Source organism: Peribacillus simplex (assembly GCF_001578185.1).
GTDB lineage: Bacteria > Bacillota > Bacilli > Bacillales > DSM-1321 > Peribacillus > Peribacillus simplex_A.
The window spans coordinates 257906-273469 of the sequence record NZ_CP011008.1 but is presented as its reverse complement, the minus strand read 5'-3'; the positions used below and the strand labels follow the sequence as shown (position 1 = coordinate 273469).

The following is a 15564-nucleotide window of genomic DNA, read 5'->3' as shown; positions in this document are numbered from 1 at the left end:
ACACCTTTATTATATATCCTTTTCAATATTACCATTAAATTGCCTATCTGCAAAGAGTATATTCTATTCTCCATCCTATTATCAGCATAATAAAGTAAATCTTATTCACAATCCTAGGATTTTTTTACAATCCGTCATTCCAGGATGAAGTTACGAACATGAATCAACTGATTGTCTTTTATATATACGCGGGGCACTCTTGCTCCTATCATACACGTTACCTCATAATTGATCGTTTCCAGTTTAGCCGCTACTTCATCAACTGTAATCGATTCATCTCCATCGTTCCCAATGAGTGTGACCTCTGTTCCTACAGGGTATGATCGAGGCAGCTTGACCATGCATTGATCCATGCAAATCCTGCCGACAATCGGCACTCTGCTTCCATCCACAAGAACTTCCTGACCTTGCAGCTTACGGATCCAGCCATCAGCATAACCAATCGGCAAAGTCCCAATCCATTCATCACCTTCAGCCGTATATGTTGCTCCATAACTAACGCTTTCACCCTTTGTAAGCTGTTTAACTGCAACCATCTTCGTTCTCAATGATATAGCCTGCTTTAATGGAAATGGCAATATCGGCTTCATTTCCATAGAAGGACTCAAACCATACATGGAAATCCCCATTCTTATCGCATTCGATTCAGGATCGCTAAACCTTAAAGAAGCTGCACTATTGGCTGCATGAATATATTCTGGCCTTCTGATCAAGGCGGAAAGCATTCCTTTAAATGAAGCAAGCTGCTTTTCATAAAAGTCGGTCTTTATTTCATCGGCCGTCGCGAAATGTGTGAATATCCCTTGGAAGTTAAAACACGTTTCCCCATTAAGCAAACTTTCCACTTTCAAGAGTTGGCCTTTATCACGAATGCCAATTCTCCCCATGCCGCTATCAACCTTTACATGAACTTGCAGAACTTGTCCCGGTTTCAATAAATCCTTTGCCTTCTCCAACCATGTTACATCGAAAACCGTCACGGAAATCCCATTATCGGCAGCAAGCGCTGCACTTTCAGGCCTCGAAGCCCCAAGTACAAGAATCGGAGCCAATATTCCTTTTTTCCGTAAAGCAAGAGCCTCATCTAAGAAAGCGACACTTAAAAAATCAGCCCCCGCTTCAAGCGCGGTTTTAGCCACTTCATAGTCACCATGGCCATAAGCATTCGCTTTAACGACAGCGAAAAGACTAACGCCATTTCTCAGTCTATTTTTCATTGAAGAGATATTTTCAAAAATATTATCCAAATTTACTTCTGCCCACGTATCCCGATGAAAGTTTTTCGTTTCCAAGCCCATTTCCTTCTTTCCTGCACTCACAATAAGATTCTTCCCAATAGCGAAGTTTTCGTTTCATTATAGGACCATTCTATAACCAACTGATAGAAAGATAAAGTGCTTTTTAACATTGATTCTAATTTCCCAACTTGCCAAACCATTCAAAATGGAAGGGATTTAAAATGTCAACAAGCTGCTTCCCCGCCTATCCTTCCTAGAAGAAACCTTCATAAGGAGACGGGAAACATCAGCTTGTTATGTAATCCTATTTGACCGGATCTCCCCCAACTGAACGGGCGACTTCTATCATCTCTTCCTGTGTTAAGTCCTTTGATGCAATCATATAATCCACACCTTCAAGAGTCCATGCAATTGTATTTCCTGTCATGGCCCCGACTGTATAACCCAAATCAACTGGCTCTCCATTAACATTCGTCGAAACGGAGGTTTGGACTACCTCAGCTTTTTCCTGAACTAATGTAAAACTTTTTGTACCCTCATAGGTCAAAACGACACGTTCTCCCTTTTCCGTCGCAATTTCCTTTTCTTCCGTTAAGTTCATGTCACCAATATTTTCAGGGTATTTTACCGCAAACCCTTCATTTTGGACTTCCGCCATAACAGGCGCTTCAAGTTGTGCACTTGTCATGTTTTTCTTCATATCAAATGAATCTTTATCAAAAGTCGTATCGAATTTCACTTTTGAAAATTCAACAAGGACTAATGCGGTCTTATCGGGGTCCATGACTTTTACACTGACCGGAGATAAATCTTTTTTGTTTATAGTAATCTCTTGGTACGGCAACATTTTATTGTTTTGGTAGCGCGTTTTCGTTTCAAAGACATAATGTTTATCCGTTTCTTTATATGTCGCACTTTTATCTTCCGTAATGTCTTTCACCAGCGACTCAAACAAATAGGCCTGACTGCTGTTCTCCGGCCACTCGCTTTGAAATTTGAAGCTCTTATTCAAAGCTGGCGTCAAAACATATACACCATCATCATTTTTCAAAATCATCTGGCTTTGATCTTTCTCTTCATTTTTAAGATTTACGCGGTAAAAGGAAGGGTCCTTATGCCAAATTTCCACGTTATACACTTGAGGTTCCGTCCCCATCTTCAATGTCATCATCGCGTTAGCTTTATACCCTTTCATTTCGCCAAGCTTCTCATTCAATTCACTCACTACATCACCCTGTGATTTTTGGCCGCAAGCAGAAAGAGCAAGCAAGAGCATGATCCCTGCAAAAAGCATTAACATCTTCTTCATCTTTTCAACCCCTTTTTGTCATTTGAACGTAAAAGGGAGAGGAAAAGGCAGGATCCGGACATTGGCTCGACTGATGTCTTAGATTCCTCAGCATTTTAGACACGGATCAATTCGACCCGGCTAAAAACTTTTCGAGAGCACCTACTCTGCCATGTACCTTTTACCGGGCCTTGTCTCCCTATAGCACTAAATGTATATGAGACAACCTAAAGGTTTATGACCCGATTGGACAAAACTCAAATCACCCTTTCGATTACGACCTGAGCAACCGCATAATCCCTGCTGTGGCTAATAGAAAGATGGACCCCTTCAGAAAACGGCTTTGAAATCACTGGCTTTCCTTTATCATCAGATATGATTTCGATATCCAAAAAGGACAAGTGCTTACCTATCCCTGTACCGTATGCTTTAGAAAAAGCCTCCTTTGCTGCAAAGCGCCCAGCAAAATACTCGATTTTCCTTCTTCCATTTAACTTTTCGAAAATTGAGATTTCCCTTTCAGTTAATATTCGTTTCTTTATACGGGGTTGCCGGTCAATCAATTTTTCCATTCTATCCAATTCAGTAATGTCGACGCCTATACCTTTAATCAAATTGACACCTCTTCTATTAAATTAATAAGTTGCATATTATTAGAAGGACTCTTTTACCTGGAAATGACAATATGTATCTTATTTAAAACGATAATAAGGAGGAATCCATGTTTACAAGAACAGAAAGCTTCCGCGAATACACCCATTCATATCGAGCTGTGACTGTGCTCATACTCATTATGATGATTGTTTTCGTTCTCGTCCTTTTCCCTATATTTCCTGGTAATGTAATTTTTTATTATGGAACAGGTGTGAACTTATTCATCGCTGATGGACAATGGTGGCGTTTGATCACCCCCATCTTTCTACATAGCACGTTCACACATTTACTGTTTAATGGTTTCTCACTTGCCATCTTTGGTCCATTCCTAGAGAAATTTCTTGGATCCGTAAAGTTTTCAATCTTCTTTTTATCGACCGGAATCCTTGCTAACATCGCAACCTTTCTAATTAAACCACTGACATATAACCACATAGGTGCCAGCGGTGCAATTTTTGGTTTATTCGGTTTCTTTTTTTACCTTGTACTGTTTAATAAGACTAATTTTACGAACAACGAAAGAAATACAGTATATACCTTGACCGGAATTGCCATTATCATGACTTTCATTCAACCACAGATCAACGTTGTCGGACATTTGGCCGGTATAGCAATCGGCGCTTTAACAGCCCCATTATACTCGAGAAAAAAGTGGTAGGACAAACAGCCGACTCTTTCCATTCATTCATTGGGAGTCGACTGCTTTTTTAGGTAAATACCATGATTTAATTAATCGGCAATCTTTTTCTTCCACATCCACAACCATGCCGACCTGGGAGTTAACTCCAGATTTAATAGATGCTGAAATCGTAGCTAATTCTTTTCGATTCTGAAACCAACTTTTTTTATATGTGATTGATTGAATTCTGCTTCTCTGCATGATCAATGTTTGCTTTGAGAAAAAACGGCTGCTCAGTTGCAACAAATTCCCTTCTATCCCCCATCCTGCATCTTTATATTGCATGTAAGCCCAAAAGACCGCCAACGGTAAAAGTAACAGAGAAAGAAAACCCCAAGGCCTGCCAAACCACACCAAAGCACCGATGATTGGGATGATGTATAGAACCTTGCGTAATACAAACCGCGAAAGTGCACGCTTAGGTATCGATGTCATCTCCATGGTTGTTTGATAAACCGGTAAAATTCCCAGGAGTTTTTTATGTAAATGCTTCTTCTTGATCAAAGGGAACAGCATGATGGATAGGCTTTCTTTATCATCCATACTGCCTCCTGCATATTCAATATAAACTGTCGCCAATCCCAATGGTTTCCGAATCAAATTCTCCATGATCCTGATACCTTGCACTTTATGGATAGGGATTGTCAGCTGCCTTTTCTCGAGAAGCCCTCTGGAAATAACGATTTCCTCATCCGTTTTTATTACGGTAAAAGAAGCATATTTAATTACCATACTTAATGTGGCCAGTACATAAACCACCAATAAGGCCACTAGGGCAAGCACTGTAAGAACAATGGTTCCCATTCCAATAAAATCTTCATAGCCCTTAAATATCCGCTTAAAAGGTATTATTTCATCAAACTGTGAAATAAAAGCGATCCCTCCAGATATAAAAACACCTACCGCTCCCGAAGTGGCAGCCATAACGAATAATTGCGGAAGCGTCTGATTAAAAACAGAAGATGATTTTGCCGCATCTTCATTTCCCCACACTTGATCTTTATCCTTATCAAGGGGGTTATTCGTATTGTTGCTTTTCTCCTGGCTTATAAAAGCATTGATTCGTTCCGCCTCACTTTTTCTTATGGCCGATAACACAGCATCAGCCTGAGCCCCGCCTGCAGTTTCAATATTCAACTTCACCAGCCGGAATATCCTCTGTATGATGCCCTCTGAAATATCTATGCTATGAATGCGATCAAACTTTATATACCGCTTCTTCCTTATGAGTACTCCGGACTCAATTCTGAACTCGCCGTCTTGTATGCTATATGTAAAACGTAACCATCGAAGGAATGCATTTATTATCAGTAAAAGTACAATAATGGCAATGACTAGCGGTTGAACCCATCCAGGAATCCCTTCATTCTTCCCAGGAATAACGACAACTAGTAAAAAAGGGATAACTAACTCCTTGACCGATTTAATAATATTAAGCAATACAGCCACAGGGTGAAGCCTTTTAGGTTCAGACATCTTCTTCCTCCACACTCGCCATTCTGGAAATATAGTGCCTTAATTCATCTGCCTCTGCAAGGTCCAGTGCAGGTATAACGTGAAGGGTCGCTGCAGTGGAGATTTCAACGGAGGCTAAATCATATTTTCTTAATAATGGTCCTTGCTTCGTTTCAACATGCTGAACCCTAATCATTGGTATGAGTGTTCTTTTAATGACAAAAATACCACTTTGGATATCAATTTCCGTATCCCTTACTTCGTAACGCCATCTCTTCCATTTCACCGAAGGAATCAGAAAGATGGTCAAATATGGTTGGATTATCGAAATTATGATCCACGCTCCAAAAACCCAATATGTCCAATTAAAAACGATTGTAAGCACGAGTACGGCGATGCTTATAATCCATGTTATTGAACAGCTTATAAGACCATTGATTTTCCATACGGTCAAGGCCTTATTCGATATACGATTTTCAGGTTCCATGCGGTTCCCCTCTTCTGTACAGGTATTTTGAATGAAACGTATCATTCATCCTTCGCTTCATCCATTATACTATAATTAAATGCGGGGTTTTAACCACTTTTCAAACAAAGTCCTTGAACCGTTCATCCAGATGCATATAAAAAAATGCCGCTCAAATGAGCGGCATTTCCAATTCAATTAAATTTTATTTGATTTTTCTCTTTTTTGGCTCGTGCTACGGTTTCCGTAACCATTCGATTTACGGTTCGTGCTTGGGCGTTTACTTGATCCGCTACCGTAATCTTTTCTGCCTGAAGAACTGCGGCCATTGCGCTGTCTGTTACTAGAAGAACTGCTTCCTCCACGATTGCGGCGCATTGGAGATGGAGACTCTTCCGTTAACTTGATTGGCGTTTGATCCGGTTCTTTTGTCATTGATTTAAGCATAGCTGCAACTAAATCCGCCGCACTATGTTTTTGTAATAACTCTTCCGCTTGACCAAGGTATAATGATAAATCATCATTCTCGATTGTAGTCAGAATTTTTTCCGTTACTGCTTTTTGTTGACCTTCCAACGCTTCAGTTAACGTAGGGGTCTTAAGTTTCTCCATACGTTTTTTCGTTGTATGTTCAACTGCATGCAGTTGACCTCTTTCCCGTGGTGTTACAAACGTAATTGCAATACCGTGTTTACCCGCACGTCCTGTACGTCCAATACGGTGAACGTAGCTTTCTGGATCTTGAGGGATATCAAAGTTGTATACGTGAGTTACGCCGGAAATATCAAGTCCACGTGCAGCCACATCAGTAGCAACAAGGACATCGATGCTTCCTTCTTTGAATTTTTTCAAAACGGACAGACGTTTCGCCTGGCTTAGGTCACCATGAATGCCTTCAGCCATATAACCGCGGATATTCAATGCAGAAGCCAATTCATCTACACGGCGTTTCGTACGTCCGAAGACGATAGCAAGATCCGGTGTTTGAATATCGAAAAGGCGTGCAAGTGTATCGAATTTTTCACTTTCTTTTAACTCCAAGTAATATTGTTCGATGCGATCCACTGTCATTTCTTTCGCTTTTACGCGTACAAGAACTGGTTCTTGCATGAATCTTTCAGCAATTTTACGGATTGGATCAGGCATTGTAGCTGAGAAAAGCAATGTTTGCCTTTCGTCAGGAACCGTTGAAAGGATCAATTCGATATCCTCAATGAATCCCATGTTAAGCATTTCATCTGCTTCATCAAGAACTACAGTGTGAACTCCGCCTAATTTAATATTTTTACGTTTGATATGATCTAAAAGACGACCAGGTGTACCAACGATAATATGTGGTTTTTTCTTTAAAGCACGGATTTGGCGATCGATATCTTGTCCACCATAAACCGCTAATACACGGGCGCGTTTTCCGTAACCAAGCTTGAAAAGTTCTTCGGAAACTTGGATGGCAAGCTCACGTGTAGGTGCAATAACAATCCCTTGCACATTTTCGTTATTAATATCGATGTTTTCCATCAATGGGATACCGAATGCAGCAGTTTTACCAGTTCCAGTTTGCGCTTGACCAATGATGTCTTTACCTTCAAGAGCTAGAGGTATCGTTTGGGATTGAATCGGGCTCGCTTCCTCAAATCCCATTTTTTCTATTGATTTCATAGACGTTCTATCTAATCCTAATTCGCTAAACAATGTCAATGTTTTCGTACTCCTTTTTATATCGTAAATTTACACGTGCATTCATGGATCATGCACAGATGTTTAGTTCAAATCCTCATCATCATGACGGATGTTCTACTTTATCTCTTATGAAAAAGTTTATCATTATCACCTAAAAGTATGTCTGCCTTTTAGTTCAAATGAACTCAATATGATTTTTTAAAAAGGAAATATACCAGCACGAACATTCACTGGCATTTTTAGTTTCGCGCACGTGTAAACTTATCATTAACATACGCTCATCTTTTTAAAAGTACATGTAACCAAAATTAAATTCAATATGGAAAATTAAAAGTAGCATAAACGGATGTTTACCGTTTTATTCAGGTGAGGGCTGCTGCACCTATTATTCATCAGACTTAAAAAGACTGTATGAACAAAACTTGACGAGAGCCAAGATTCTTATACAAAACAGGCCCGGTGCGTTGAGGATTTGCAGAAGTGGAAAAGCGCTAAAATGCGGCTTGATTCCCTAATAGCTACTAAAGCCGCCAAGAAATGCAGCTTTTATATATGACCAGACGCGCGGCCTATTTAATCTAAAATAATCTCAAGAATGAACTCATGAAACATGTAAGAACATACAATTTTGTTGCCTCAACCTGATTAATTTAAATAATCATCAATGATAAGACATTTAAACTCATACTTCATATTACCATTTTCAAACTGTTATTGCAATAAAGGATATCTCCCCATTTATGGTTACTATAAACTTTAGATCGTTTCAAAAAATAGGGGAATTTGATTTTCCCACATGGAAATGTGCATCTGAAATACGTTTGAGTAAGAATTTAGCATGTTCATTCAATGTGCCATTTTATCGGTTGAAATGTGTGTCACATTGGTTTTTATTTTCCCTTTAGAGAAGCACACGGATTGATTCACCACCAACAGGATTACCGTAGTTACTATATCCAAGTATGAGTAAATGGATTCTTTATTTAATATTTGAGCAATCAATAAATGATTTTACAAAACGAACATCTGTTTATATACATGATATGTGTTTAATTCAAATAGTTTCAACAAACTTTATTCAGGAAGGAGTAATCCGAATCAAAAGGCCACCTTACACGGTTACTCCTTTAGAAAAAGAAAGGACTTACTACCAACCCACTATACATTACCAGGTATATAATACCATTATATTTCGAAATTTCTATTAATTATTAAAAAAACGGTAGTAAATAAGTCTAAATGCAGTATGATTGACCTATCAATAAAACATTGGGGGTTATATGAATATATACACTATAGATGTTCCTTTATGTAAGGATTTTGGTCTGATGTTAAAGAAAATGAACAAGCAAGTCACCTTTTTGGAGGATCCACTCAATCAAAGTCTTCTATTTCAGGAATCAACGGACTTAATGAAATCATTATTTGTTTTACCTTTATACATAACAAAAGATTCTTGGCAGCAAACCTCGTTGTTCGCCTTAGCTGAAACTTATGAAATCCCTATCTTATTTATCTACAAACGTGCTTTAGGTATGGAGGCCCCTCTGGCGTTACCAGAAAGGACCTTTTATGAAACCATGGCTGTCCCTGCCAATTCAGTAGAAGTCAGGATTAAATTAAAGTCACTCCAAAACATCAGCATGCAACTGTTTTCAGCGAAATTGAAGGGGCAGGAGCTAGAAAAGATCAACCAGAAATCAGCAATGAGCCTGCGAATTGCAAAGGGCTTTCAACTTTCAGGTTTACCTTTGTCTATCAATAAAAAAGATATAGAGGTCAAAGGGCTTTCCCAGCCTTCTAGTGAACTGTCAGGGGATCTATTTTACTGGACGGAGATTGGCGACAGGACATACAGCTTCATAATGATCGACTTATGCGGAAAGGGCATTCATACGGCACTCATAAACATGTCCATACGCACTTTGATACCTGAGCTTATCAAACGCGTAAAAGACCCCATCTTCATAACGGAGGAACTGAACAAACATATGCGGGATTTATTTCAAGGAGTTAAAAGGGAATATAAAAACCACGCTTGTTTTACAGCCTTCATTGCATACGTGGATACAAAGGAGCGACGCATCGAATATGTGAACTTCGGACTTCCTTCAGCCTTTTTGTATTCCCCATGCACCAATCAATTCCTCAATTTGAATGAAGGGACTATAGCCATTGGGCTAAGTCCTGAAATGCCCATAAAAAAAATAGTATTTCATTATGAACCAGGAAGCCGTTTCTTCATCTATACAGATGGACTTTCTAAAACTCCCGTACCATCCGCAATCGACCGATCTGGCAATGTCGAGAGGGAATTCATCGAGAATATCCATCTTGATACACATGACCTTCTTCAGGAGTTACTTGTCTCAAGGATGAGGCATTCAGTGATTGACGATGATATCTGCATTATTGCCGGGACACTTTATTAAGTACGATAAAAAAGGCCGATTCAAAAAGAAACGGCCTTTTCTATTCTTTTTTATTTTTGTAAGGCTTGAACGACTTCCTCAAGCTTCATGCCCCTAGAAGCTTTAACGAGAATGATATCATTTACCTGTGTAGACGACTTAAGTTCCTCTATAAGTTTCTGCTTATCTTGAAAAGGACGGACATTCTCTGATGAAAAAGCCTTGCTCGCTCCCTTCGCAATAAACTCTGCTAAAGGACCATACGTGAAGATCTTATCGATCCGCTCATTAGAAATCAATTCACCAATTTTCAGATGAAAGTCTTTTTCCTGTGGCCCTAACTCCAACATGTCTCCCAGTACAAGGATCTTTTTCTCGAAACCAGATAATCCCTCAATCAACTCTACAGCTGCCTTTACTGAAGTTGGACTGGCATTATACGCATCATTGATGATTTTCTGCCCTTTTGCACCCTGGACCAATTCCATCCTCATATTAGTTAACTGAATGGTAGACAGACCTTTATGGATTGCTGCAACATCTACATGGAATTCTTTAGCAACCAAGATGGCTGCCAATGCATTAAGAACATTATGATGGCCTAAAACCGGTATCTCATAATTGATATCCTTTTCATCACATGCGATTGTAAACGTTGTACTATCTGCCCCTTGGTTAATGGTCTGTGGAAACAAATCATTTTGTTCCGTACGCCCAAAAGAAATTACATTTAAATCCGGAAAATCTTTTTTGATCCGATTGCGAAGCAATGGCTCATCACCATGATATATCAGCGTTCCACCTTTCGCCAAACCTTCGACAATTTCCAACTTCGCATTCGCAATTTCCTCGCGTGATCCTAAATCCAATAAGTGTGATTCACCGATATTGGTAATGATCGCTACATCAGGCTTTGCCATTTTGGATAAAAACTCAATTTCTCCACGGCTGCTCATTCCCATTTCCAAAACAGCCGCTTCAGTATCCTCTTCCATCGAAAGCACCGTTAGTGGTAAACCTAGATGATTATTGAAGTTTCCATTGGTTTTATGAACTTTATAGGTAGTTGCCAGCAGCGCAGCCGTCATATCTTTCGTAGTCGTTTTACCGTTGCTGCCTGTAATCCCTACCACTTTTATATTCAACTGCTGTCGATAAGAACGCGCTAATTGCTGAAGTGCTTTTTCGGTATTTTCAACAATGATTATCGGTAAATCATTGGGAGGATTCGGAACATCCCTTTGCCAAAAAGAAGCCGCCGCTCCTTGTGCTAAAGCCTGCCTGACATATTGATGACCGTCAACCTGCCCACCCTTAAGCGGAATGAACAAACACCCTTCCTTAACCGTTCTTGAATCGATGGTAACCCCATTTATTCCTTTGGACTGGAATGAAGTGATATCATTCAATCCATCTGCCATTTCATGTACTTGTTTCAACGTTCTCTTTATCATTTTGTTCCTCCTACATTCATCGAACCGTTAATCGCTCTCTTCTTCTTCTTCCATTAACCAAACGAAGCAGAAACCAGTATAAATTGAACCGGCTCCTGCTAATTTTAATCCATCAGATCAACTTTTGAAGAATTGTGAAGTTCACTGATACATTACCTGCATGATCAAACTGTATATTTGATTTGTTGTTTTTCTTGATGACGTTCCAAGGCAAGTTTCACGAGTTTTTCAATTAACGCTGGATAGTCGACACCTGTGTGCTTCCACAATAACGGAAACATACTGAAAGGAGTGAATCCGGGCATTGTATTCACTTCATTAATATAGATTTGGCCCTCTTTCGTTAAGAAGAAATCAGCTCGAACCAATCCAGAGCAATCCAATGACTTAAAGGCCGTAATGGCCATTTCAGATAAAGCTGCGTACTCGCTTTCCTTTATCTCCGCTGGAATGACCATCGCTGAATTACCGTCAACATATTTTGCTGAATAATCATAGAAGGAGAAATCTTGCTTAGGGATGATTTCTCCTGCCACTGAACATGATGGGTCATCATTGCCAAGAATGCCAAACTCAAGTTCACGGGCTACGACCCCTTCTTCAATGATGATCTTCCGATCGAATTGAAAAGCTTCCGCAACCGCTTTTTCCAATTCATCAGCATCATTACATTTGCTGATACCGACACTCGAGCCTAAATTAGCTGGTTTGACAAAACAAGGGTACCCCAATTCATCAGCTACCTTTTTAATGGCGCTTTCAGTATTTTTTTCCCATTCAGAACGAATGAACCAAGTGTATTTAACTTGAGGAAGCCCCGCTTGGGCAAAGATGTTTTTCATGATAACTTTATCCATTCCAGCTGATGAAGCTAAAACGCCATTGCCTACATAAGGGAGATTCAATAGTTCCAGCATCCCTTGCACTGTCCCGTCTTCTCCATTTGGCCCGTGAAGCAATGGGAAAATTACGTCATACCCTGTTGATTCACTATTTTCATCAGTTGAATGTGCCTGCAAGGCAAGAGGCGAGTTCGATTTGTCCGACGAAAAAGTCAAAGCCTCCACACTCTCGGCAGGCCCTGTTAACATCGGTCCATTAATCCATGAACCCTCTTTTGTTATGTAAATCGGATATATATCAAACTTTGCTAAATCGAGAGCCTTAATCACCGCTAAAGCCGTCTGCATAGAAACCTCATGCTCCGCAGATTTTCCACCATAAAGCAAACCAAGTTTAGTTTTCATGAGTTATTACCCTCCAATATTCTTTTAACCATGTTCATTGTATCATTTTACACTAAAACGGGAAAAGCGAAACTTCCATCATTGGTTCTTTTCCAATGAGGAATATAGGCCAAAGCCACAACTCCCTGTCTCCTGTGCGGCGTCCCCCCTTATCTTTTATGCAATAGATAGTAAGTCTTACACCTAAAAAAAATCAAAGATATCAAATAATCCAACCCACGCATCCGGAAATTGGGATCAGAATAATGATTCATTTTTTATAACACTTTCCCATACTTTTTCTTTTCGATTAAAGGTGATAAAAACATCCGGCTCCTTAATATTTCTATCCGAAAAGTCATCATGCATCTCATCCATGTTTAAATAATCCCCTACCACCCATGCCGGTATCTCAATCTTCGTTCTTGAGTACTTGACATGCCGAAAGGAAAAAATGAGCCCCTCTGCCATAATATGAGCCAAAGAAGAAATGATTTCTGCAGGAATGGCCGTCAGCTCTCTTTTCTTTCTGATTCCAAGCCACGTCCTCTCCACTTTTAACGGCTCCAGCTTTAGCGGAATCAGGCTCCCTAACATCATATAATATGTAGAAAGTGAACGAAAATAAATTTTGTTGAACCAGCCATCATCCTGGGCAAGGTACACAAATTGATTATTCAATTTACGGAAAAATGGAGGATCTAGGTGGGTTTTTGCATGCCCTAAATATAAAAGTTCAGCTAATTCCCTTCCATCCAATTCATCCAGCCCTTCCTCTTCTTCAAAATCAATCCAACAGAAATCTCCATATGCCCGGACATTTTCTTTAACGAGCTTTGCAATATCCTCAGATGAAGCACTATCAAGCAGGACATTCAAATTGTATTCTCCACCATCGAATTGATGTTTCAATAATAAGATGGAATCCAAGTTATATGGCAGCGAATAGACAAATTCACGAAAATTGAGTCCATTAAAAAGGACAAACCGTTCGGAAGCCTGCATATGCATATATAAGATATCATTGTTATCATTCTTCATAACCTGATCCCCTCCGAGCTCTCAATCAATAATGTTATTTTATCAAACTTTTGGGTTTTCAAGTAAGTTATATAACCCAGAATATTATTCATCATCTGCATCGTATAAATAATGTGAATACCTGAACTCTATAATCACCTATAAGGTTAAGGAACGAACTCGATAATTTTAAATATCCATAATAGTGAAAAGTAAAGAGTTGGAGGAATTTACGACGGATAAAATTGAATAAGGCTTTAATTCTTTTCACGAGGCGGCTTCCCTTTAAAAAACTTTTCGTTTGCTGCTTCTGGCCCGTCAAATATAAAGGATACGCTTTTCAAACACAAAAAATCCAGAGTGACATATCACTCTGGATTTTTTGCATTAAGAAACTTGTTCTAATTCTTTATCGGAAGGGGGGTTGAATTGACCTTCCCATTTAGAGATGACGATTGCTGCAAGTGAATTACCGATAACGTTTACTACTGTACGTCCCATATCAAGAATACGGTCGATACCGGCAATAAATGCTAAACCTTCAATAGGAATACCAACTGTTCCTAATGTCGCTAAAAGAACTACGAAGGATACACCTGGTACACCCGCAATACCCTTAGACGTGATCATTAACACTAACATTAGCGTAATTTGCTCATAAGCACTTAAATGGATTCCGTACATTTGAGCGATGAAGATAGCTGCCAACGCTTGATATAATGTTGAACCATCAAGGTTAAAAGAGTATCCAGTCGGAATAACAAATGTAGCTATATGTTTCGGACATCCCGCTTTTTCCATTTTTTCCATAAGTTTCGGAAGAACCGCTTCTGAACTTGCTGTAGAGAACGCAAGTATCAATTCTTCTTTTAGAAGTTTAATCAATGTAAAGATATTGAATCCTACAAATTTTGCAATAAGACCCAGAACGACAATTACAAAGAAAATCATTGTTCCGTATACAGAAAGCGCTAACTTACCTAGCGGAATTAAAGATTCCAAACCGAACTTGGAGATGGTCACACCGATTAGTGCAAATACCCCAATAGGAGCAAATTTCATGACCATATTAGTTAGGTAGAACATTCCTTCTGCTGTACCTTGGAAGAAACGGAATACTGGTTTACCTTTTTCACCGATCGCGGCAATACTAAGTCCAAACAATACGGAGAAGAAAATGATCGCTAACATATCGCCTTGTACCATAGCTTGTACTGGATTGGATGGTACAATGTGAACAATTGTATCTACAAACGATTCATGCTGCTTAGTTTCTGCTGTATCAACATAAGTAGAGATGTCAGTTTTTTCCAGATGATTCATATTTACGCCAGCACCAGGCTGAATGATATTAGCGGAAATTAAACCAACAGCAATCGCAATCATAGTTACCACCACAAAGTATGATAGTGATTTAGCTCCTAGTTTACCTACTGCTTTTAAATCACCTACACCCGCAACTGCAACGATAAGGCTTGATACAATGATTGGCACAACAATCATTTTAATCATTCGTAGGAAAATGTCTCCGAATGGCTGTAAAAAGTTTTGCGCCGTCTCATTACCATAAAAAATGGCACCAACGGTAATCCCTAGAATTAAACCAATGAAAATTTGGGTAGCTAAACTTAACTTAAATTTCTTCATATACTTTCCTCACCTTCCATAAAGTCTTTGATGCAAAAACGTTTTGTCTCGGTAAGGGAAACAAGATACTAATAGAAAGAAAGTAATTTTTCTTTTTTGAAAAACTCTGTCTTTACGCCGAAAAAAAAGACACTTCATGTGTCAATTTCTTATTGGCGTGAATATTCACACATGTTCCCTTAAAGACGCTGACGAGGTTAGCTGTCGGGTTAGGAATTGGAAACACAATTTGCCCTTTCATTTCTGAATTCACCCCTAGTGGATTAAAATCCACAAAAATGGTTCCCCCGTTCTTGGAATAAGATTAAGCGAGTTAACTTATAATAAAATATTATACTAAAAAGGT

12 protein-coding genes and 1 riboswitch are annotated in these 15564 nt (G+C 39.2%); of the genes, 2 read left to right on the top strand and 10 right to left on the bottom strand.

The window, feature by feature from the left end:
* Positions 1–134: 134 nt before the first annotated feature.
* The 3 genes from alr to acpS form a co-directional block, all read right to left on the bottom strand.
* Positions 135–1298 (bottom strand): alanine racemase, encoded by a 1164-nt coding sequence (gene alr / locus UP17_RS01375; protein ID WP_061465935.1) that lies wholly within the window; start codon positions 1296–1298, stop codon positions 135–137.
* 244 nt (positions 1299–1542) lie between these two features.
* The gene (locus tag UP17_RS01370; RefSeq protein WP_061461184.1) at positions 1543–2547 is read right to left on the bottom strand and encodes a LolA family protein; all 1005 of its coding nucleotides are present in this window, start codon (positions 2545–2547) and stop codon (positions 1543–1545) included.
* A gap of 236 nt (positions 2548–2783) precedes the next feature.
* Positions 2784–3140 carry a holo-ACP synthase gene (gene acpS, locus UP17_RS01365; RefSeq protein ID WP_061461183.1) on the bottom strand — a complete coding sequence of 119 codons (357 nt, stop codon included), beginning with the start codon at positions 3138–3140 and terminating at the stop codon, positions 2784–2786.
* A 107-nt stretch (positions 3141–3247) separates the two neighbouring features.
* On the opposite strand from acpS, the gene UP17_RS01360 reads away from it, so the two are divergent.
* The gene (locus UP17_RS01360; RefSeq protein ID WP_061461182.1) at positions 3248–3838 is read left to right on the top strand and encodes a rhomboid family intramembrane serine protease; all 591 of its coding nucleotides are present in this window, start codon (positions 3248–3250) and stop codon (positions 3836–3838) included.
* A 27-nt stretch (positions 3839–3865) separates the two neighbouring features.
* On the opposite strand, the gene UP17_RS01355 is transcribed toward UP17_RS01360, so the two are convergent.
* The 3 genes from UP17_RS01355 to UP17_RS01345 form a co-directional block, all read right to left on the bottom strand.
* Positions 3866–5335: a PH domain-containing protein gene (locus UP17_RS01355; protein ID WP_061461181.1), complete on the bottom strand. Its 1470-nt coding sequence runs from the start codon at positions 5333–5335 to the stop codon at positions 3866–3868.
* On the bottom strand, positions 5328–5801 hold the full coding sequence (locus tag UP17_RS01350) for a PH domain-containing protein (RefSeq protein ID WP_061461180.1): 474 nt from the start codon (positions 5799–5801) through the stop codon (positions 5328–5330). Before UP17_RS01350 ends, UP17_RS01355 begins: the two co-directional genes overlap by 8 nt.
* A gap of 177 nt (positions 5802–5978) precedes the next feature.
* Positions 5979–7478 carry a degradosome RNA helicase CshA gene (locus tag UP17_RS01345; protein ID WP_061461179.1) on the bottom strand — a complete coding sequence of 500 codons (1500 nt, stop codon included), beginning with the start codon at positions 7476–7478 and terminating at the stop codon, positions 5979–5981.
* A 1262-nt stretch (positions 7479–8740) separates the two neighbouring features.
* Here UP17_RS01345 and UP17_RS01340 point away from each other — a divergent pair.
* Positions 8741–9892 carry a PP2C family protein-serine/threonine phosphatase gene (locus tag UP17_RS01340; RefSeq protein ID WP_061461178.1) on the top strand — a complete coding sequence of 384 codons (1152 nt, stop codon included), beginning with the start codon at positions 8741–8743 and terminating at the stop codon, positions 9890–9892.
* 50 nt (positions 9893–9942) lie between these two features.
* On the opposite strand, the gene UP17_RS01335 is transcribed toward UP17_RS01340, so the two are convergent.
* From UP17_RS01335 to UP17_RS01320, 4 genes are all read right to left on the bottom strand, one after another.
* Positions 9943–11325, bottom strand: a complete 1383-nt coding sequence (locus tag UP17_RS01335) for a UDP-N-acetylmuramoyl-tripeptide--D-alanyl-D-alanine ligase (RefSeq protein ID WP_061461177.1) — start codon at positions 11323–11325, stop codon at positions 9943–9945.
* A gap of 164 nt (positions 11326–11489) precedes the next feature.
* Positions 11490–12572, bottom strand: coding sequence for a D-alanine--D-alanine ligase (locus UP17_RS01330; protein WP_061461176.1), 1083 nt, complete (start codon positions 12570–12572; stop codon positions 11490–11492).
* Positions 12573–12809: 237 nt separating this feature from the next.
* Positions 12810–13592 (bottom strand): hypothetical protein, encoded by a 783-nt coding sequence (locus UP17_RS01325; RefSeq protein WP_061461175.1) that lies wholly within the window; start codon positions 13590–13592, stop codon positions 12810–12812.
* Between the two features lie 366 nt (positions 13593–13958).
* Positions 13959–15218 carry a cation:dicarboxylate symporter family transporter gene (locus UP17_RS01320; RefSeq protein WP_061461174.1) on the bottom strand — a complete coding sequence of 420 codons (1260 nt, stop codon included), beginning with the start codon at positions 15216–15218 and terminating at the stop codon, positions 13959–13961.
* A 171-nt stretch (positions 15219–15389) separates the two neighbouring features.
* A riboswitch (cyclic di-AMP (ydaO/yuaA leader) is annotated at positions 15390–15539 on the bottom strand.
* Positions 15540–15564 lie beyond the last annotated feature (25 nt).